Below are 20,987 nucleotides of genomic sequence, written 5' to 3' on the forward strand. Positions count from 1 at the left end.
TCAATATATATATATATATATAATTATACAAAAATTCTTAATATCATTAGAAAGATGGCAAAACCAATTAAAAATTGAAAGGTATAGTAAAAAGCTGGCACGGTTTTAAAGATCGGAAAAATGGCGGTTGAAAAGTTAACTGTTGCTTTCGCAATAATTGCTAATGGCCGTAAAATCGTAATGATTTGTGACGCTGTCAGAATTCAGTTAATCATTTTGATACTAGCATTCTGAATGGTACAACCAATATCATTAAAGGTTGGTATTCATCGTCCAGAATATTTGCAATTTGCTGGCGGAATTAAGTCATCTCATTCTGAGTTGGTTGAACCATCAGGTATAAAGGCTGTGGAATTAAGAACATTAAAGTCATAAATTTTAAAATTGTAATTAGAGATACCACCCTTGTGATAAAGTGGAAAAGTTAAGGTAAAAATATTAATACCATAGCGAATATCAATATCGGTATTAAGGTAATTAATACTGTTAGCTGGTTTACTGGTCGGCAAGGTAATCAGTTTATTATCATAGGATTTAAGGACATTAAAATCAATTTGATAAATGCTATTGTTGTTTTTAATAGCATTATAATTTTTTTGGTGCGTTTTTTTATCAAAAGTAAAAAAATAACTTCTTAGTAATAATTCTGAGTTTCCTATAATATTTACTAAGTATTTTTTGGGATAAAAAGTAATTAAGGAGCGATAAAAGAAACCGATTTGAATAAAATAGTTCTTGTTATAATTATCTACGCCTTTAAAATCAATTTCAGTATGAGTGTTTTCATCCATATCAAAAGTCGCATAAAATAAACTGGCAAAAAAATTGCCAAGAATTTCGTAGATTTCATCAAAGACATTTTTGTAATCGCTGTTGTTAATACCAGGGATGTTGTTTTTAAAGTATAGGTAAATGTCATTTTTTAATTCAGGGTCGTATCTCAAAAAACTAAATCTAACATTGAGGTAATTTAAGGTACCAAAAAGATACTTAATTAGGTAATAATCGTTAGCCTTTTTGGTGTCGTATTTTCAGATTTCGGCCTCACCATGTAGCAGTTGTAAATAATTATTTCCAGCAATTAGGGTTTTGTTAAATGCCTTAATTTTAAGGACATTATCGTTATTATCATCTTGTTTTGGAATGGTCATTTTAATTGTATTTGTTCCTTGCAATTGTGTGCTCGTTTCAATTGCGGTAAATTTAACGGTAAATGTTCTGTCAGCGACATTGTCTGTTGTTAAATCAAAAGTAGCCCTTTCATCTAAGTAATTGTTGTCATTATCTTTAATTTCTGTATTATAGTCGATACCTTCAATTGCATTATTTACGCCAGTAAGATTATTAATTGTTTCATTAAGTCTCTTTTTAATTTTTTTTATAACTTCAATTTTGGTTGCATTTGTCGGGTCAATTATTTCTGAGTTTGGTAAAATAGTAGAATTTTTGTGATAAAAATAGCTTTCATTTTTAAAACCATGATTTTTAATCGTAAATTCTTTATAGTAACCTTTTTCTAAGGTGTCAATGAAATTAAATACCGGTGTTCAATAGAGATAAGAGTAATTAAATTTATCAAAATCACCACGATGAATCATTAAATAATCAAGATTATCAATAACATCACTATAGTTATGATTACCATCAAATTTGGTGGTTTTTTCTGGTAAATCAATATCAGTCGAGGGTTTAGTTTCTGATTGTGCGTCAAATTCTAATATTTTTCATTTGGCATATCTTTCATTTTTGTCTCATTCTCGTACTTTCATTTTTATGTTTTTTAATTTTTTATTTTGATAGGATAAAAAATCTTTATTTTCTCAATATCTTGGTTCACTGTTTTTTTCTCAATTTAAATCATATTCTAATGATTTTAATATTGGTAATGTAATCTTGTCATTTTTGTCAACATAAAATTCTCAATCATTAAGTTTCATTCGTGGAGGCAAGTTTTTGGGCATAAATTTATTTTCTACATTAAATTTTATTTCTCATTTTTGATTTCACTTGCTGTTGTCATCTTTTGATGATTTAAGTGTTAATTTTGATTTTTTTAAGTTTAATTCGTATGATTCATTATTTTGCCTTTTGCTTCTAATTAGTGATTGTGTTTTTGTTTTATCATTATTAATGTTTCAGGGAATGGTAAAAATGTTATTGAAACTAATAATTATCATGGTAAATATTTTCATAAACATTTTTATCACTCCTTTTTAAAATATTTTATTTCTCGTTGTTCTTTTTTCTTTAATTTTTTTAATAAGTCACTCAATACCACAATTTATAATTACCGCTATTGTCATGCATATATCTAAATATCCTAATATCATAAGTGAAATTAATGTTTCAAATTTTTCATATAATAATTTCAAATCATTAATTTCCAATTTTAAAAATGGAATGAAAAAGATAATAATCATAAAAATGTAAGGCAAAATTCTTCATCAATATCTTTTTAAAAAATTAATTAACTTGTTTGATTTCATTTTTCAAGGCTCTTTTTGCTTTAATTTTTTGAATAATCAAGCGGATTAATTTTTCAAATTTAAGTGCAAAATATATTGCTCCGCCTCATCAAAAAACAAAAATTCCTGCTAGCATAATACCACTATTGAATTTGCCAAAGAATTTAACCATTTGTTCATTCATAAAATTATTAAATTCATCACTTGTTCCAGTTATTCATTTAGTATTGATTGCTGTTAATACACAAAGTAATAAGCTTATAAAAATGAAAATGATACTTAATACTATTTTTAACCACTGCTTTTTAAAAGAATTTTTAATTCTTAATTTTAATGGCATCTTTTCTTTTGAATTATCTTTTTTAAATAATTTTATTAAAAGTTTTTTCATTTTAACTCTCCCTTCATATTTTTTATCGTCCTTTAATTACAATAAATAAGGCAATAAGTACACAAGTAACACCAAGAATAGTAAAGATTGGGTGTTGCGAAAATGTTCGTGCCATTGGTTTAAATAGTTCTAAAATTGTTAAATTGCTAGTAATAAACTTTTGGAAATTGACAAGACCTTCGCTAATATAGTTTGTTAAAGTTTCAAAATGACTACCAGCTAATAGTCCAAGAACAGTTATTAAGATAAAAATAATAATTAGTTTAAACATTTTTAGTTACCTTGTTTTGTTTTTATCGGTTTTACTTGTTTTTTAACTTTTCCTCAGGCACTTAAACGACCTTTATTTTTAACTGCATATTGGCGTTGTTTTTCTAAATTAACTTGTTGACTACCAAATCCAAGAATAATTGCCATAAGAAATTCTACGGCCAGCGTTAAGAATAGAGGAAATATTAGTTGAATATTTGTTCCCGGTACTTCAAGACTTCAAATTAAATCAAAAACTTTATAAAGCATTTGAGCGAGAAAGTCGGCCATTTTTGCGAGATTTTCCATTTTTTATTATTCCTTTTCTTTCATTTTTCTTAAAAATTTGCTAAATTTATCCATTTTTAAGTATTCTAAGTCTTCTAAATCAATTGCTGTGTCAGTATAGTATTTGTCTTCATAGTCAGGATTAACTTTTAAATTTAAGTAATCTCTTAAAAATGCTAGGTAAAAAGAATTGTAAGTGTTAAGTGTTGGTAAAGGAATTTTTAGTTTAAAAAAATAAATATCAAGTGCAGGAATATCACGATATTTAACGCGACGACCTTTTTTACTATTTTTAGCATCAATTAAGGTGTTTCGTCAGCGTTCATATTCTTCAATACTAGTAAAGGTACCATAGATGACTTTTAAATAGGGACGAAAAATATTAACGGGTTTTTTACGAATGCCCACAATCTCACATTATTAGCAATATCGCGAACTTTAACTCAAATATGTTTATCTCTTTGACCGCTAGCGAGAACAATATGACCAAAATGCCGTGCCAGAGCGAAATATTCTTGAATACCGGTTTCTTCGTTTTTGGTATTATTTTTTTCTCAATCAGTTCCTTCTAAAAATAAGTTGGTTTCATCTCACAAAAGTAAGGTTTTGTCTGGCAATACTGGATAATCAAAGTCTAACAAACCCATATGGCCTAAACTTAATTTTTGGGTTTCTAGTAATGGAAATGTTGATGCGATATTATATTTTTTCTTTTTTAGTAATTTTGATGCGTATACTAGAAAAGCGGTTTTTCCAGTTCCTAATGAACCAATCACAATATTTAATGGTGAGTTTTTTAAGAAGTTAATAACTTTGTTAATTTGTGTTAAATTACCGATTTTAAAAAGAAAAATTAAAATACAACCTGCTAAAAATAAATAGCTTACAATGTTTTTAAAATAACCGTTGTAAATATATCAAATTGCTCCTCAATGTCATAAAATTAAAAATGAGGTGCGATTTAATTCAATAAAATGGTTATTTTTTTCTATTATTCATTTGCAAAATTTCATCTTGCACCTCACTTTATTTTTTTGTTAGCGTACTGCTCCAAGTAATTTTTCAAACATTTTAAAGCAAATAAAGAATATTGCCAAAATAAATGGAAAAATGAATATTCAGTAGTCAGCAAAGAAATTACCGACTTGTGGCATATTAACAGCAATAATTTCCCACATTTTAGTAAACGCTGTTATAATCGCATTCCATAATTTAGTCATCGCGTCACTAGCTGTTATTTTTGTTACTGCTGGTGCTTCTGTTAAGAAAGTTCCAATCATATAATCACCCCCTTTCTTTTTAAAACATTCATCATTTATATTCAAAGTTTTTCTTAAATTTGTTAAAACCACGATTAACCTTAACACGATTGTATTTTTTCCTAATTAATTTTGAATTTCTTTGGGAATGCATCACAATGTAACTTCTTGACATTAATTTTTTCTCTATCTAAATACTGATATGGTTTTCCAAAGTAGCATTAGAATAAATCACACCATAATCGCTGTTAAGAATCAAAAAGCAATGTTTGCTATTAAAAGTCAAAGTGTTTCTTGAGTTAAATCAATTTCTTTACCACCACTAATATGAGCCGGAATAACTGTAATTTGAATAAATAAATCTCAGAAAGTTTGTTTAATTTGTTCTCAATTAAATTCTTTTAAATTTACTGTCATTTTTTATCTACCAAAAATCATTTTTATTGGTAAATACATAATTGAAATTAATGCGAAAAGAAAAGTGATGATAATAATTAATCCGGCAATAAACGCAACTTGTGCAGGCATTTTTTCTATCGGAACAAACAGTTCTAAGAATTCCATGATAATTTTTCAAAACATTATTTTTTATCCGCGTTATTGTTTTTTGAATTAGGAGCTTTAACTCATTCTTCAAAGCGAGCAATAAATACTTTTTCGTCTTTTGTAAAATTACCAGTATTACTTTTAATGGCATTTTTATATTTAATTCGCATTTTTATTTTGGCATAAATTTTATAAGCAAAATATGCCAATAGCATGATGCTGATAATAATAAATATTAGTCCAATCGCAATATTCATTTTTAAACTCCTTTAAAATAGTTATAATTTATATCTTTTTTGTTGTTTTCTTTTTTGGCAATGAAGAAGCCTAATAATTCTTGTCCTTTAATTAACTTGGTTTCATTTTCTTTTTGATTAATTGAAATTACTTGATATTTACTTACTATTTTTAATTATTCCGATGCAAATTGAATTTTCATATTTTCCTTTATAAACAAATCGTTTTGGAAACCAAATACCGATTTGTTCATTAAATCACGGAATTTTTGGGGCTTTAATAAGCATTGCGTTTTGCGTTTCTTTTAAGAGATATTTTTTAGTATTTAAGAAAATGTTTTCAATGTTTTTCATAATAAATTACCTTTCTTATAGATAAACTAAGTTATATATATTAACTAAGTTAGTTAACTTAGTTTTTTAAACACTTATATATCGCAGATTTAAGTGTTTAAAAAACTTTGTTAGTAAATTTTGTTTTTTAATTAGATAAAAATTTTAATAATTTTAAACTTAGCATACCCCTATATAGAAATTTCTACACTTTAATATCCGCATCCTACCCTTGGAACTAATTTAATAGCGTGTATATTTTTAGGAAATCCACCCATTCATTTTTTTATTGCAAAACAAAACAAATTGCTATAGCTAATAGGGTGTTATCTATTAACTGGTAAACTTCTTTTGGTTATGGCGACCACCCACAATTTATCGTGCTTTAATACATACCAACATTATTAATTCACTTGTATTTAATTTTCAAAGAACAAACTTTTAACACCTTATAAAATAAAAAGACAATCATTGCTGACTGTCTTAATACTTATTCAAATCTTTACCTACCTAAGAAAACTTTATGCGTCCGAAAAATGAATATTCAATAGTCAGCAAAGAAGTTACCGACTTGTGGCATATTAACAGCAATAATTTCTCACATTTTAGTAAACGCCGTTATAATTGCATTTCACAATTTAGGCATCGCATCACTCACACTCACTAGCTGTTATTTTTTCTACTGTTGCTGGTGGTGGTGGGCGGCATTGGCCAAGAAAGTTCCAATCATATAATCACCCCCCCTTTCTTATTTAAAGCATTCATCATTTATATTCAAAGTTTTTCTTAAATTTGTTAAAACCACGATTAACCTTAACACGATTATATTTTTTCCTAATTAATTTTGAATTTCTTTGTGAATGCATCACAATGTAACTTCGCGACATTACTTTTGTTTCTATCTAAATACCGATATGGTTTTTCAAAGTAGCATTAGAATAAATCACACCATAATTGCTGTTAATAATCAAAAAGCAATGTTTGCTATTAAAAGTCAAAGCGGTACTTCGGTTAATTTAATTTCTTTACCACCAGTAATGTGTGCCGGAATAGTTGTAATTTGAATAAATAAATCTCAGAAAGTTTGTTTGATTTGTTCTCAATCAAATTCTTTTAAGTTTATTATCATTTTTTATCTCCCAAAAATCATTTTTATTGGTAAATACATAATTGAAATTAATGCGAAAAGAAAAGTAATGATAATAATTAATCCGGCAATAAACGAGACTTGTGCAGGCATTTTTTCCATCGAAATAAACAGTTCTAAAAATTCCATAATAATTTCTCAAAACATTATTTTTTATTCTCATTATTTTCTTTTGAATTAGGACCTTTAACCCATTCTTCAAAGCGAGCAATAAATACCTTTTCATCTTTTGTGAAATTACCAATATTATTTTTAATGGCATTTTTATATTTAATTCACATTTTTATTTTGGCATAAATTTTATAAGCAAAATATGCCAATAACATTATGCAAATAATAGTAAATATTATTCCAATCGCAATATTCATTTTTAAACTCCTTTAAAATAGTTATAATTTATATCTTTTTTGTTGTTTTCTTTTTCGGCAATGAAAAAAACTAATAATTCTTGCCTCTTAATTAATTTGGTTTCTTGCTATTGTTGATTAATTGAAATTACTTGATATTCACTATTCTTGATTATTCCGATGCAAATCGAATTTTCATATTTTCCTTTATAAACAAATCGCTTTGCAAACAAAATGCCGATTTGTTTATTAAATCACGGAATTTTTGGTGCTTTAATAAGCATTGCGTTTTGCGTTTCTTTTAAGAGATATTTTTTAGTATTTAAGAAAATGTTTTCAATGTTTTTCATAGTAAATTACCTTTCTTATGAATAAACTAAGTTATATTAACTAAATTTAGTTAACTTAGTTTTTTAAACACTTATATATCGCAGATTTAAGTGTTTAATAAGTTTTGTTAGTAAACTTTGTTTACTAATTAACTTAGTTTGATTGTTTTGGAAGAAAAAAATAAATTGTATAGTTGAAAATTTGCCATAATTAAAATTAATAAATATTTTTGGTAACATTTATTTGTTGTTCCCTTTTAAATTTTTTTGCAATAAATAGATGAGATCATATTTATTTATTGATTTTGTGTAAAACTAACATAAGTGTGTGCTTTACACAGAAAACTAAACGCGACCTATTGAACAATAAGACTTGTTTTTTAAATTTTATTGTTTATTAAAAATCTTTGATATAATTAATAAAAGAAATTATTATTAAATTTACTTTCTTTACAATTAACAAATTAATTTAAAATGTTTTTTTATGTTAAAATTAAATTGTTATTTACAAAAATAGAAATGAGGATTAAAATAAATGCTTTTTATAAATAAAAGAGTAAAAACCATTACTACAATTGGTCCGGCTAGTGAAACTAGAGAATTGATGCTTCGTTTAGCACAAAAGGGAGCAAATGTATATCGTTTAAACTTTTCTCATAGTGATTTTGAAGAACATGGTAAGCGCATTGAATTTGTTAAGTCTATTATTCAGCAAGTACAAAGGCCACTATCAGTAATATTAGATACTAAAGGCCCAGAAATTAGAACTCATTCTTTTAAAGGCGGAGAGGCATTAATAAGTAAAGATAGTAAGGTTATTATTTATACGAATAAAGAAATTGAAGGTACGGAAAAAGAATTTTCAATTAATTATGAAAATCTTGTTAATGATATTCAAGTTGAACAAAAATTATTAGTAGATGATGGTAAATTGCAATTAATTGTTTTAGGGATTAATAATAAAGACAATGATAAGTCGATTATTTGTCGTGCCGTTAATACTCATCTTGTCAAAAATCATCGCGCGATTATTGTTTCGGAAATTAAACTATCATTACCCTTTATTTCTGATAAAGATCGTGCTGATCTTATTTTTGGGTGTGAGCAAAAAGTAGATTATGTAGCTGCTTCTTTTGTACATGATGCTAAAGATTTACAAGAGATGCGTCAATTGTTAGATGAAAATGGCGGTGCTGATATTAAAATCATTACCAAAATTGAATCACGATATGCTGTTGATAATATTGATGAAATTATTGCTAATAGTGATGGTATTATGGTTGCTCGCGGTGATTTAGGTGTTGATGTGCCTTATGCTGAGGTACCTTTAATTCAAAAACATGTTATTCGTAAATGTAATAAAGCAATGGTACCAGTAATTGTTGCTACGCAAATGTTAGAATCAATGTTATCTAATCCTTTACCAACAAGAGCTGAAGTATCAGATATTTATTGAGCTGTTGATTTAGGTGTTGATACAACAATGTTATCAGGCGAAACAGCTAATGGAGAATATCCTGAAAAATCGATTGAGGCAATGACGAGAGTAGTTAGAAAAGCAGAAATTCATTTTTGATATGAAGGTTATTTAGAAAGATTTGTTAAATGATCAACTTCACCTTTTAAAGATTTTGTTTATCAAGTCGGTAAAGAGGTTCTTGGTGAAAGAATTCAAAAACAAAAACGAATTCATCAAGTAATTGTGTTAGATGATAGTGATCATCAATTATTAACTAAAACTTTATCTAATGCTCGTGTTCGGAGTACATTAATTCCGTTAGTTACTGATGAAAGAATTAGAAATAGTTTTGGGATTTGGTATGGTGTTTATCCGGAATTAGTTATGGATATTAATAAGGTAATTAATGATGATAGTTTATTAAACAATATTGCTAGAAAATATGGTGCTAAAACTAATGAACAAGTTTTAATTGTTAATGGTAATGAAATGAGAAAATTACAAATAAAATAATTAATTATATTAACAGTGTTAAAGACGTTCAATTTACTAATGAACGTCTTTTTCGCTAGAAAGGAAGGATATGTCGCCAATGGAGCAAATTGTTACTGTAAAAATTAATAATGAAGATAAATCATATCCATTAGGAATAATGCTTAGTGATGTTTTAAAAAGTATTGATGTTGATTGGCAAGAGAATATTATTGCCGTTAAAGTTAATAATGAATGGAAAGATATTAAAACTTATGTTTTAGAAAATGATATTGTGTTAGAAATAATTACAAAAGATTTAGATGATGCATTAAAAGTACTTAATTATTCAGCGGCTATTGTTTTAGCAAAAACATTACAAACTAATTGAAAAAACTTACTAATTGCTAATATTAATGTTGGTGATGAAGATTTTTTTGTTGATTTTGATTTTCAAAAACACATTAAAGAACAAGATTTAGAGATTATTACTAAGCAAATGCAAGAATTTCTTAAAAAAGACTTAGAAATTAAATATGAGTCAAAATCACCGCGCGATTTGCAACGATTATATGAAAATAATCCTTATTTTTTAGAACAACTTTTAACACTTAAAAATATTGTTGGTATATATACTATTGATAACAGTTCCTTCATTAATAATTTTATTGCTTTGAATAATACTAAAATTGTTGAAAATTTTATGCTTTTATCAGTTGCTGGAGTTTATTGAAATAATGATACTAACAATAAGCAAATTCAAAGAATTTATGGTGTTTGTCATTTTTCACAAGAGAAATTAGCAAAATTGTTAGAATTAATTGCTTTAAGAAAAGAACGAGACCATCGAAAAATTGGTAAAGATTTAGAAATTTTTATGTTTGATTCATTGGCGGGTCAAGGATTACCAATTTGATTACCTAATGGAATGGTTCTTAAAAAACAATTACAAGAGTATTTGCGCTCACAAGAGTTCTTTTATGATTATTTAGAAGTGGCGACACCAGTAATGGGGGCAATAGAATTATATTGTACTAGTGGTCATTGAGATCATTATCAACAAAATATGTTTCCGGTTATGTCATTAAATAATGAACAACTTGTGCTTCGTCCGATGTCGTGTCCACATCATTGTTTAATTTATTGTTATAAATTGCGCTCTTATCGTGATTTGCCATTACGATTTGCTGAACACGAGTTATTATATCGTTATGAAGCTAGTGGTGCTTTAACTGGTTTAGAACGAGTTCGAACAATGGAGTTGACTGATGCTCATATTTTTTGTCGCTTTGATCAAATAAAAACTGAATTTCAAACAACATTTAAATTAATTACTGAAATATTATTAGCATTAAATATTGAAGTTGATTACTATTCATTATCATTAAGAGATTTTCAAGATAAAAAAAGTTATTATGATAATGATGAAATGTGAATTAAAGCTGAAAAAGTTTTAAAAGAAGCCTTGGATGAATTAAAAATTAAATATATTATAATGCTTGGTGAAGCAGCATTTTATGGTCCGAAATTAGATATTCAAATTAAAACAGTGTTAGGGCACGATATTACGGTGTCAACGATTCAGTTGGACTTTTTACTACCAGAAAAATTTAATTTATCTTATCAAGATGAGAATGCGCAAAAAGTTCGCCCTATTATTATTCATCGTGGTTTAATTGGGACTTATGAACGCTTTATTGCTGTCTTATTAGAACAAACAGGTGGAGTTTTACCATTATGATTAAGTCCTAAACAAATTGCTTTAATTCCTATTAAAGAAGAGTATCAAGTATATTGTTATGAATTAGAAAAACTATTTAAAACTCATAATTTACGATCATTTGTTGATGCCGGTAGTGAACGGTTAGGTTATAAAATTCGTATTGCTCAAACTAAAAAAATACCTTTCCAAATTGTTATTGGTCAAAAGGAAATTGATACTAAAAAGATTACTTATCGTCAATATGGTAAAGAAGAACAAATAACAGTTATGATTGATGAATTTATTAATTTATGTAATGAACTAATAGTGAACAAAAAATAGTTAATGAATGTTTGAAACCTTAAAATTTCTACTAAATCAAACAATAATAAATTAACTGAAAAATATTATTCTTCATACTGATAATGTTAGGCAAGATAAAAAGATGTTTGTGTATTACAAACATCTTTTTATATATTTGTTTTAAGTTATAAGTTTAATAATTTTTCTAAATATATGCCAACACCACCTTCATCATTAGTATGTTCAGTAATATCTTTAGAAAATACTTTTAAGGTTTCTATGCCGTTTTTCATTACAATACCATAACCAACTTTGGTAATCATTTCTAAATCATTAAATTCATCACCAAAAGCAATAACATCTCTAATATCTATATTGTAATATTGTGAAAGAATTTCAGCAGCCATTCCTTTATTAATAAATTTATTTGATAGATCTAGGACGGGGTGTTCTTTGTCATTATCATGAGTTCAAATATTAATTTTTAAAGTATTAGTATATTTTTCTAAACTACGAATAACTTTATCTAAATGTCGGGGACTTTTTAATTGTAAAACAATATTATTAGCAGAACCACTTCAGTTTTCTAAAAGATTGCCAATAATAAAATTGTCAGTTGAAATATCTGTTAAATGAAAGTAGCGTTCAAAATTTTCCGTTTGTTTTAAACAAACTGCTTTGTTGTAGTATTCTACAAGACCATTATATAAAGAAGTTTTAACATCGTTTTCTTTTAAAACCGCTTTTACAGTATCATAAGAAATTGGAAATACTAAGCGTTTAAATTCTCGTAGTAACGGATCGTAAATGTGGCCGCCATTAAAATTGCAAAGTAATGTTTTTAATCCTAATTCATTATAAAAATAAATACTTCCACGGTAAGGTCTTCCGGTAACAATACAAACAATATGACCTTGAGCAATAGTTTTTTGTAGTCCTTGAATAGTTAATGGATGCATTGTTTTTCCATTATCCATTAATGTTGTTCCATCAAGGTCAATAAGAATTAATCTTTTTTTATCAATATGATTAAGTTTGATCATTGTTTTTCTCCTTTGTTTTTAGTAATTAATCCCAATTTTATCTTGGATTAATTGTAATTTTTCGTGAGCGATTTTTGTTGCTTTTTCTTTTCCTTGCAATAATCAATGTTTTCATTTATTATTAGCAATAATTTCGTTATATTTTTTTTGAATAATTTCAAGTTGATGGCAAACAACTTTAGCAACTTTTTCTTTAAAAACACCATAATTTTGGCCAGAAAACTCATTTGTCGCTTCTTCAATTGTAATATTTGTAAAAGTACAGTAAATATTTAAAAGATTACTAATTCCCGGTTTATTAATTTCATCATAATAAATTTTATTTTCACTATCAGTAATGGCACTTTTAATTTTTGTGGTAACATCATTTAAATTATCTAAAAGGGAAATATAAGTTTTAGGATTTTCATGTGATTTTGACATTTTTTTTAAGGGATTTTGTAAGTTCATTATTTTTTTACCATTGGGATCAATATATGGTTCTGGGATTATAAAGATATTACCATATTTATTATTCATTCTTATCGCAATATTTCTTGTTAATTCTAGATGTTGCCTTTGATCAATTCCCACAGGAACAATAGTAGCATCATATAGTAAAATATCAGCGGCCATTAATGCTGGATAAGTAAATAATCCTGTTGGTATCGTTTCAGTATTATTATGTTGTTTAAATGATTGTGTTTTATCTTTAAATTGTGTCATACGATTTAGTTCTCCCATTGATGTGTGACATAGCAAAATATGACCTAATTGGCAATGCTCTAAAATGTCAGATTGAGCAAAAATAGTAATTTTATCGGGATCTAAACCACAAGCAACATATAAGGCAACTAAATCACGAATATTATTTTTAAGAACATCGTTGTCATGATTTTTTATTGAGACAATAGCATGTAAATTAGCAACAAAGACAAAAACATCATATTCTTCTTGTAATTTAATAAAATTTTGAATAACACCAATATAATTACCAATAGTAATTTTTCCAGTATTAGTAATACCAGACAATAAGCGTGGTTTCAATAGTAATTCCTCCTAAAATAAATAAATATCATTAATAATGTATCAATTTTACTATAAATAATAATAAAAAATAATATTTATATGGATTCTGGTCGCGTTTAGTTTTCTTAGGTATTTTAAAAAAAAAAAAATAATCATTTACTATAAATTATTTCAATATTCAAATTAAGTATATGTTTCTTGGAATGGCAATCCTTTTTAGGACATTTTTTATGTAGACTGCCATTTTCTAAATTCAACGGGTGTTAAATAATTTAAGTTGCCGTGAATTTGAATATTGTTGTATCAATTAACAAAATCAAATAGTTCGCATTTTAATTGTTTTAAATTTTCAAATTTTTTACCCTTAATAAATTCTGTTTTAAAGGTTTTGTAAGTTGTTTTGGCTACAGCATTATCATAAGAACAACCTTTATTGCTTAATGATCTTTTAATGTTAAAAGTTATTAAAATTTCATCAATGATTTTATTTTTGAACTCATTACCGTGATCGGTATGAAATAAAATTATTTGTTTTAATGGTCGTGTTATCCTTATGAAAAGCTTGTTGAACTAGTTCAGCGATTTTGTTTGGCCTAACATTATATCCAATTACTTCGCGATTAAACAAGTCAATTAATAAGCAAATATAATGTCATTTTCCTCCAACTTGCACATGTGTTAAATCACTAACAACAGCTTTATTTGGTTTTTATTGTTAAATTCACGGTTTAAAACATTACTGATTTGGGCATTATTAGCTGTTGTTTTGTGATTACGATATTTTAATTTGGTGTATTTAGAAACCAAATTATTTTTGATCATAATGCATCTGATTTTTCGCCGCGATAAGATGGTATTTTTTCTTATTAAAACGGCTTTAATTTTACGAGCCCCATAAATTTTGCGACTTTTATTAAATGCACTGATAACTTCTTGTTCATAATTATTAACCTGCTTGTTAATACATTTATTAGGTTGATAATAATATTAATATGTTGATTTTGATAAATCCAAAATCTTACATATTTTCCTCAATGAATATTTGTTTTTGTTGTTATTAATTATTGTTATTTTTTGGCCATTATCAGTGCCGCTTGCTTTAAAATATCTTTTTCCATTTGTAATTGTTGGTTTTCTTTTCGTAAGTAAATTAATTCATTTTCTTCATTACTTTGATATCTTTTGCTTTAAAAGAATCATAATTATCGAATGATTTTATTCAATTATAAATAGCAGATTTTGAAATACCCTATTCATTAATAATTTCAATAATGATTTTCCCGTTTTGATAAAGCACGACAATTTGTTTTTTAAATTCATCTGTATATGAATTTTTGACCATTTTTATATTCCTGCTTTCTTATATAATTTTATCTTATTTTGAAAGTTCACATAAATGTGGTCCAACTTATTGTAACCTATCCATAAAAGATTTTAATAATTTTAAACATAGCATACCCATATATAGAAATTTTTACATTTTAACATTCGCCCCCCCCGCCCTTAGAATTAATTTAATAGCGTGTATATTTTTAGGAAATCCACCCATTCATTTTTTTATTGCAAAAAGAAACAAATTGCTATAGCTAATAGGGGGGTTATCTATTAACTGGTAAACTTCTTTTGGTTATGGCGACCACCCACAATTTATCGTGCTTTAATACATACCAACATTATTAATTCACTTGTATTTAATTTTCAAAGAACAAATTTTAACACCTTATAAAATAAAAAGACAATCATTGCCGACTTCCTTAATACTTATTCAAATCTTTTACCTACCCAACAAAACTTTATGCGTCCGTAAATGATTATTTTTTCTTTTTTGAAAAATATCTAAGAAAACTAAACGCGACCTTGTTTATATTTTCACAATTAGATGCGATTTTATTCTTTTAATTTAATTATCAGTTATAATTAGTTAATATTGATAGAAGGGGTACTTTAAATGAAAAAGCGAATTATTACTAGTGTCTTTTTAATTTCATTTGCAATTTTATATTTATTTGTTGGGGCGATATATCAAGAGTGAAAAGGTTTTAATGTTTGATATATGCCATATGCATTTTTAGTGATTAATAGTATTTTATTAGAGATTACAGTTTTTGAGGCGATGAATTTAAGGAAAAGAGAAAATTTTAATTGAATTATTAAAATTATTATTTTTGTTTTTACAATTATATTATTATGGTTTCCAATAGCAGAGAATATTAAGTATGAACCGTATTGAAATAAGTATGATGGTTTAAGTCGTATTGAATGATGACAATCATGAATGGTATTGTTAATTTATATGATATTTTTATTAATTATTTTATTAATGGTGAAAGTTTTTAAGAAGTTTAGTGCTAATGATGCATTATTTATATTTTGTATGACACTTTATTTAGTATTTGCTTTTAAAGCAATGAATTATATTATGCTCCAACCAGGGTTTGGTTGACCAGCAGTTAGTGTAGTTTTATTAATTACTATTAGTAATGATACATTTGCTTATATTGGAGGAACATTAGTTGGCAAAAATTTTCTCGCTCCAAAAGTTAGTCCTAGTAAAACATGAGAAGGGGCGATTATTGGTATTTTAGTAACTTTGGTGCTTGTTTTAGGATATATTGCTTTATTGACAGAGTTTACGAAGTATCAACCATTTGCTAATTTTTTTACAACGAAAACAGATGATTATAAATATGTAATTTATTTCTTGTTAATTTTATTTTTATCATTAATAAGTCATATGGGTGATTTATTTTTTTCATTTATTAAACGGAATCATAATATAAAAGATTTTTCTAATGTTTTACCGGGTCACGGAGGATTTTTGGATCGGATTGATAGTTTGTCGTTGGTATTAATATTTACTGGTTTTTTTATGTTAATCCAGAGTTTTTCAACAATTTAAGTAAGGAGCAAAAGTATGGAAAAGAATTTACAACAATTATGAAAAATAATGAAGTTTTCTTTGAAAAATGACATTTTACAACAAGCAAAATTATTAAAAATAGAATTTAAGAAAAAGAATGATACGCTATATTTTGCATTGCAAATCAGCAAAATTTTACCAATTGAAATTATTAGAGAACTTGAACAATGTTTACTAAAACTTAGTTTTCGTAGTAAATTAACTTTTTTATGTGTTGATGCTAATTATGTAATGGAACAAATTGTTGATTATTGAGAATATATTAAGCAAACTAAGACGAAAAAAAAAGAGTATATTAATAGTAATATTTCTTGTGATAATTTAGTGTTGGAAAATAATGATTTATTTATTAAAGTTCATAATGAATCACAAAGAGCATTGACTAATCAGCATTTAAAATATTATCAGGAACGAATGCGTCGTTATGGTTTTCAAAACTTGTCATTAAAAATAAAAATTGAACAATGTGATGTTTCTATTGATCCAACAATGATACAAATTGAAGAAGAAGAACGAACAAAAGTCCAACAAAGAGAACAACAACAAGTAAAGGTTTTGTCTGCAAAAAAACGGGGGTTTAAAGGCAATTTGTCTAGTAGTAATAATTTATTGTCGCAAGTATCGTGTAAAATTTCAGAATTGGAAGAAGATGCTCAAGGGGTTATTATTCAAGGACAAATTTTTCGTAAAAATTGTAAATTAACAAAAACTAAACGATGAATTTATTCAATATTAATTAGTGATTTTAGTGATGCGATTGCTTTACAATATTTTACAAGTGATGATATGAAAGACAAGCTTTTGGAAGAACTACAAGAAAAGGATTGAGTTGTTGTTAAAGGTGATGTGCGGTTTGATAATTTTTCTCGTGAACAAATTTTGTGAGTAAATAAAATTCAAAAGATTGCTGATCCGCACTTACGAACTGATGATATGGTAGAAAAGCGGATTGAATTTCATTTGCATACAAAAATGAGCGCAATGGATGGTGTTACAAGTATTGATGAATATATTAAACAAGCAAATCTTTGAAAACATTCAGCAATTGTGATTACTGATCATTTAAATGTTCAATCATTTCCTGATGCGCAAATGACCCAAAAGAAATATCCTGCTGTTAAGGTTATTTATGGTGTGGAAATGCAAATTATTGATAGTAGTGTTAAAGCGATTACTAACGCCACTAGTGATGCGATTAATGCTTGTAAGTTTGTTATTTTTGATATTGAAACAACAGGATTGTCTAGTCGTTATGATGAAATTATTGAATTTGGGGCTGTAGTTATTGATGGTCGGGGGTTACTACGTGATAAAAGATATGATTTTTTAATCAAACCAAAAAGTAATGTTAGTGCTTTTAGTGAATCATTAACTGGGATTAGTAACGAAATGTTACAAGATAAACCACCAATTAAAATTGTGGCTGATGAGATTAAAGAAATTTTACAAGATGCTGTTCTTGTGGCTCATAATGCATCATTTGATATTGGTTTTATTCAAGAATTGTGAAATCAAATGGGTTACGGAAAACTTACTAATCCGATTATTGATACCTTGCAATTATCACGGTTATTACAACAACAGTTACGATATCATCGTTTAGGAACGATTGCTAGAAAATATAATATTAAGTATAATGAAGAAATTGCTCATCGTGCTGATTATGATGCTGAAATATTAGCTGATGTGTTTGCCATGATGTTAACGAATTTAGAAGATAATTATCAAGTAAAAACATTATTAGATATTGAAAAAATTAATTATGAACCAATTTTTACCAAGTTATTTGGTAATCATGCAACAGTAATTGCTAAAAATGAGCAAGGATTGAAAGATTTGTTTTCGTTAGTTTCATTATCGCATACTAAGTACTTTTATAATAGTCCTAAAATTACGATTGCGGCATTGCAAGAAATGCGTGCTAATGTTTTTATTGGTTCTGGTTGTGTTAATGGTCAGGTTTTTGAGTTTGCTCGTAATCGGAGCCAACAAGAATTGGAAGAAATAATGCAATTTTATGATTATATTGAAGTGCAACCGTTAAGTGTTTATAATCATTTAGTTGAAAGTGGTGAGATGACAGTTGAGCATTTAATGCGAATTGTAAAAAATATTGTTCATACTGCAAAGAAACTTAATAAAGTGGTTATTGCTTCCTCTGATGCTCATTATTTAAATCCGCAAGATAAGATTTTTCGTGATGTATATATTAATACTAAGGGTTTGGGAGGAAGAATGCATCCTTTATTTGACCGTAAAGGTCGTGTTAAAAATAATCCTGAACAACATTTAAGAACGACTGCTGAGATGTTAAATGAGTTTGGTTTTTTAGAAGATGAAGTTTTAATTAAGGAATTAGTTGTTACTAGTCCTAATTATTTAAATGAACAAATTTCGTGGTTGCGACCGATTAAAGATGCTTTGTATACCCCAGTAATTGATAATGGTGATGTTAATAGCAATTTGAAAAGATTATGTTATGATAACGCGAAAAAAATTTATGGTGAAGTATTGCCAATAATGGTAGAAGAAAGGTTATCTCGGGAATTAGATGCTATTTTAAAGCATGGTTTTGGGGTTGTTTATTGAATTGCTCATTTGTTAGTTACAAGGTCATTAAATGATGGTTATTTGGTTGGTTCTCGTGGTTCTGTGGGGTCGTCATTAGTTGCGACAACGGCGAAGATTACCGAAGTAAATCCATTAGTGCCACATTATGTGTGTTCGCAATGTCAATATAGCGAATTTGTTAGTGATGAAAATATTCGTAGTGGTTATGATCTACCACCAAAAAATTGTCCGCAATGTCGTCACCTTTTAACTGGTGATGGTCATGATATTCCGTTTGAAACTTTTTTAGGTTTTAAAGGTGATAAAGTACCAGATATTGATTTGAATTTTTCCGGTGAGTATCAAATGATTGCTCATAATTTTACTAAAGAGATGTTTGGTGTGAATAATGTGTTTCGTGCGGGAACAATTTCTACCGTGGCACAAAAAACAGCATTTGGTTATGCTCGTGGTTATTTGGGAAATGTGAAAGGTAATCATTTTGTTAAAAAATCATATTTAGAATGATTAGCACAAGGTTGTGAGGGTGTTAAACGAACAACCGGACAACATCCAGGGGGAATTATTGTTGTTCCTAAGAACTATGATGTTAATGATTTTACACCAGTAAATTTCCCGGCCGATGATATTACTTCGCAGTGAAAAACAACGCATTTTGATTTTCATGCTATTCATGATAACTTGTTAAAGTTAGATATTTTGGGACATGTTGATCCGACAGCTTTAAAAATGTTACATGACCTTACTGGATATGATCCGCAAAATATTTTGTGTAATGATGCCGAAGTGCTTTCATTATTTAGTTCCCCAGAAATTATGAAGATTACTAGTAGTGATATTAATAACGAAAAAACTGGGGCGGTGGGTTTACCTGAGTTTGGCACTCAATTTGTTCGTAAAATGTTAGAAGAAACAAATCCGACTAGTTTTGCTGATTTAGTACAAATTTCTGGATTATCACATGGTACTGATGTGTGAGTAAATAATGCCCAAACATTAATTACTCATCAAGATTTAAAATTAAAAGATGTTATTGGTTGTCGTGATGATATTATGACTTATTTAATTCATCGTGAGATTCCGTCAGATATTGCTTTTAACATTATGGAAACCGTTCGTAAAGGAAAAGGTGTCACTGATGAGCAACAAAAAATTATGATTAGTCATAATGTTCCCCAATGATATATTTCATCTTGTCAAAAAATTAAGTATATGTTTCCTAAAGCCCACGCGACAGCTTATGTTTTAATGGCTTTGCGGATTGCTTGATATAAAATTAATTATCCGCACGAATATTATGCAACTTATTTTTCAACACGATGTGATGTTTTTGATATTAAAACGATTGCCAAGGGGGGAAATGCTGTTTTAACAAAATTAACCGATATCTTATCACGAATGGATAATGGTTATAATGTTGTTAATAAATTAACTCAAAAGGAGAAGGATTTAGTACCAGTGTTGGAAGTAGCGTTAGAAATGTATGCTCGCAAAATTGAATTTATTGGTATTAATTTAGAATATTCTTTAGCAACAAATTTTGTTGTTCAAGAGTTTAATGGCTTTAAAAAGATTGTTCCTCCATTATCAGCATTAGATGGTTTGGGTAGTACTGTTGCTAATTCAATTGTCGAAGCTAGAACTGAAAGAGCGATTGCTTCTTTGGAAGATTTGCAAAAAAGAACTAGTATTACTAAAACTCATTTAAAGGAATTTGAGGAGATGGGTATCCTATCAGGTTTAGATAAATTTGATCAAATATCTTTGAACTTTTTTGAATAAAATGTGAATTAAGTTTTATCAAAAGCAGTAATGATAATTTCAGAAAGCAAATAAAAAGGTCATCAACTTGATGGATTAACAAGAGTTGATATAATCATTTCTTTTATTTTTTATGGGTTTATTGCATAACCATTATTG

At 27.4% G+C, this 20,987-nt stretch carries 22 protein-coding genes and 1 pseudogene; 4 read left to right on the top strand and 19 right to left on the bottom strand.

Going from position 1 to position 20,987, the window contains the following annotated elements:
- Positions 1 to 23: 23 nt before the first annotated feature.
- The 16 genes from AACK93_RS01000 to AACK93_RS01075 form a co-directional block, all read right to left on the bottom strand.
- Positions 24 to 2,198, bottom strand: coding sequence for a hypothetical protein (locus AACK93_RS01000; RefSeq protein WP_339024729.1), 2,175 nt, complete (start codon positions 2,196 to 2,198; stop codon positions 24 to 26).
- A 265-nt stretch (positions 2,199 to 2,463) separates the two neighbouring features.
- Positions 2,464 to 2,856, bottom strand: a complete 393-nt coding sequence (locus AACK93_RS01005) for a hypothetical protein (protein WP_339023861.1) — start codon at positions 2,854 to 2,856, stop codon at positions 2,464 to 2,466.
- Positions 2,857 to 2,878: 22 nt separating this feature from the next.
- On the bottom strand, positions 2,879 to 3,127 hold the full coding sequence (locus AACK93_RS01010; RefSeq protein WP_339023860.1) for a hypothetical protein: 249 nt from the start codon (positions 3,125 to 3,127) through the stop codon (positions 2,879 to 2,881).
- Between the two features lie 2 nt (positions 3,128 to 3,129).
- The gene (locus AACK93_RS01015) at positions 3,130 to 3,414 is read right to left on the bottom strand and encodes a hypothetical protein (RefSeq protein ID WP_338967899.1); all 285 of its coding nucleotides are present in this window, start codon (positions 3,412 to 3,414) and stop codon (positions 3,130 to 3,132) included.
- 6 nt (positions 3,415 to 3,420) lie between these two features.
- Positions 3,421 to 3,801 carry a hypothetical protein gene (locus tag AACK93_RS01020; protein ID WP_339024712.1) on the bottom strand — a complete coding sequence of 127 codons (381 nt, stop codon included), beginning with the start codon at positions 3,799 to 3,801 and terminating at the stop codon, positions 3,421 to 3,423.
- On the bottom strand, positions 3,756 to 4,406 hold the full coding sequence (locus AACK93_RS01025; protein ID WP_339024731.1) for a hypothetical protein: 651 nt from the start codon (positions 4,404 to 4,406) through the stop codon (positions 3,756 to 3,758). The genes AACK93_RS01020 and AACK93_RS01025 overlap by 46 nt, the downstream gene beginning before the upstream one ends.
- Before the next feature lie 24 nt (positions 4,407 to 4,430).
- Complete coding sequence (locus tag AACK93_RS01030; RefSeq protein WP_339023859.1) at positions 4,431 to 4,745, bottom strand: hypothetical protein; 315 nt, start codon at positions 4,743 to 4,745, stop codon at positions 4,431 to 4,433.
- 93 nt (positions 4,746 to 4,838) lie between these two features.
- Positions 4,839 to 5,069 (bottom strand): hypothetical protein, encoded by a 231-nt coding sequence (locus tag AACK93_RS01035; protein WP_339023858.1) that lies wholly within the window; start codon positions 5,067 to 5,069, stop codon positions 4,839 to 4,841.
- Between the two features lie 3 nt (positions 5,070 to 5,072).
- On the bottom strand, positions 5,073 to 5,234 hold the full coding sequence (locus tag AACK93_RS01040) for a hypothetical protein (RefSeq protein ID WP_339023857.1): 162 nt from the start codon (positions 5,232 to 5,234) through the stop codon (positions 5,073 to 5,075).
- On the bottom strand, positions 5,234 to 5,455 hold the full coding sequence (locus AACK93_RS01045) for a hypothetical protein (RefSeq protein WP_339023856.1): 222 nt from the start codon (positions 5,453 to 5,455) through the stop codon (positions 5,234 to 5,236). Before AACK93_RS01045 ends, AACK93_RS01040 begins: the two co-directional genes overlap by 1 nt.
- Positions 5,456 to 5,593: 138 nt before the next feature.
- Positions 5,594 to 5,788, bottom strand: a complete 195-nt coding sequence (locus AACK93_RS01050) for a hypothetical protein (RefSeq protein WP_339023855.1) — start codon at positions 5,786 to 5,788, stop codon at positions 5,594 to 5,596.
- 481 nt (positions 5,789 to 6,269) lie between these two features.
- Positions 6,270 to 6,404, bottom strand: a complete 135-nt coding sequence (locus tag AACK93_RS01055) for a hypothetical protein (protein WP_339024732.1) — start codon at positions 6,402 to 6,404, stop codon at positions 6,270 to 6,272.
- Positions 6,405 to 6,665: 261 nt separating this feature from the next.
- Positions 6,666 to 6,896: a hypothetical protein gene (locus AACK93_RS01060; protein ID WP_339024733.1), complete on the bottom strand. Its 231-nt coding sequence runs from the start codon at positions 6,894 to 6,896 to the stop codon at positions 6,666 to 6,668.
- Between the two features lie 3 nt (positions 6,897 to 6,899).
- Entirely contained in the window at positions 6,900 to 7,061 is a 162-nt protein-coding gene (locus AACK93_RS01065) for a hypothetical protein (protein WP_339024734.1), read from the bottom strand.
- A complete protein-coding gene (locus tag AACK93_RS01070; protein ID WP_339024736.1) occupies positions 7,061 to 7,282 on the bottom strand; it encodes a hypothetical protein in 222 nt (73 codons plus the stop codon). The genes AACK93_RS01065 and AACK93_RS01070 overlap by 1 nt, the downstream gene beginning before the upstream one ends.
- Positions 7,283 to 7,389: 107 nt before the next feature.
- On the bottom strand, positions 7,390 to 7,611 hold the full coding sequence (locus AACK93_RS01075; RefSeq protein WP_339024737.1) for a hypothetical protein: 222 nt from the start codon (positions 7,609 to 7,611) through the stop codon (positions 7,390 to 7,392).
- Between the two features lie 514 nt (positions 7,612 to 8,125).
- On the opposite strand from AACK93_RS01075, the gene pyk reads away from it, so the two are divergent.
- Complete coding sequence (pyk, locus tag AACK93_RS01080; RefSeq protein ID WP_339024739.1) at positions 8,126 to 9,562, top strand: pyruvate kinase; 1,437 nt, start codon at positions 8,126 to 8,128, stop codon at positions 9,560 to 9,562.
- A gap of 70 nt (positions 9,563 to 9,632) precedes the next feature.
- The gene (gene thrS / locus AACK93_RS01085; protein ID WP_339024740.1) at positions 9,633 to 11,564 is read left to right on the top strand and encodes a threonine--tRNA ligase; all 1,932 of its coding nucleotides are present in this window, start codon (positions 9,633 to 9,635) and stop codon (positions 11,562 to 11,564) included.
- 146 nt (positions 11,565 to 11,710) lie between these two features.
- On the opposite strand, the gene AACK93_RS01090 is transcribed toward thrS, so the two are convergent.
- From AACK93_RS01090 to AACK93_RS01100, 3 genes and pseudogenes are all read right to left on the bottom strand, one after another.
- Positions 11,711 to 12,568: an HAD-IIB family hydrolase gene (locus tag AACK93_RS01090; RefSeq protein ID WP_339024741.1), complete on the bottom strand. Its 858-nt coding sequence runs from the start codon at positions 12,566 to 12,568 to the stop codon at positions 11,711 to 11,713.
- Between the two features lie 18 nt (positions 12,569 to 12,586).
- Positions 12,587 to 13,600 (bottom strand): tryptophan--tRNA ligase, encoded by a 1,014-nt coding sequence (gene trpS, locus AACK93_RS01095; protein ID WP_422398179.1) that lies wholly within the window; start codon positions 13,598 to 13,600, stop codon positions 12,587 to 12,589.
- Positions 13,601 to 13,804: 204 nt separating this feature from the next.
- Positions 13,805 to 14,918 (bottom strand): annotated as a pseudogene (locus AACK93_RS01100) (IS3 family transposase).
- Between the two features lie 606 nt (positions 14,919 to 15,524).
- On the opposite strand from AACK93_RS01100, the gene AACK93_RS01105 reads away from it, so the two are divergent.
- Both AACK93_RS01105 and AACK93_RS01110 read left to right on the top strand, forming a co-directional pair.
- Positions 15,525 to 16,475 carry a phosphatidate cytidylyltransferase gene (locus AACK93_RS01105; RefSeq protein ID WP_339024743.1) on the top strand — a complete coding sequence of 317 codons (951 nt, stop codon included), beginning with the start codon at positions 15,525 to 15,527 and terminating at the stop codon, positions 16,473 to 16,475.
- Positions 16,476 to 16,490: 15 nt separating this feature from the next.
- A complete protein-coding gene (locus AACK93_RS01110) occupies positions 16,491 to 20,849 on the top strand; it encodes a PolC-type DNA polymerase III (protein WP_339024744.1) in 4,359 nt (1,452 codons plus the stop codon).
- Positions 20,850 to 20,987 lie beyond the last annotated feature (138 nt).

The organism is Spiroplasma endosymbiont of Agriotes lineatus (assembly GCF_964019485.1).
Classification (GTDB): domain Bacteria; phylum Bacillota_I; class Bacilli_A; order Mycoplasmatales; family Nriv7; genus Nriv7.